The following is a 252-nucleotide window of genomic DNA, read 5'->3' as shown; positions in this document are numbered from 1 at the left end:
CACCCTCAGGCTTGCCCCTGGTGCAGCATGCCCTGCCGGCGTTACTGGAGTTGGTGGCCGACGGGCATTTGCCCCTCACCACATTGGTCGCCAAGACCAGCCACCGCGTGGCCGACCTGTTCGCCATTGCTGATCGCGGCTACGTGCGTGAAGGCTATTGGGCCGACCTGGTACTGATCAAACCGGAGCCTGCCGGCAAGCCGGTCAGCAGCCAACCCATCCTCGCCCGCTGCGGCTGGACCCCCTTTGCAG

1 pseudogene is annotated in these 252 nt (G+C 65.9%); it reads left to right on the top strand.

Annotation, left to right across the window (positions count from 1 at the left end):
• A pseudogene (locus tag AAEZ03_RS28295) lies at positions 1-252 on the top strand (dihydroorotase); the annotation flags it as partial.

The sequence above is a fragment of the Pseudomonas sp. HY2-MNA-CIBAN-0224 genome, assembly GCF_040310285.1.
GTDB lineage: Bacteria > Pseudomonadota > Gammaproteobacteria > Pseudomonadales > Pseudomonadaceae > Aquipseudomonas > Aquipseudomonas helleri.
This window is presented reverse-complemented; position numbering and strand designations above follow the sequence as displayed.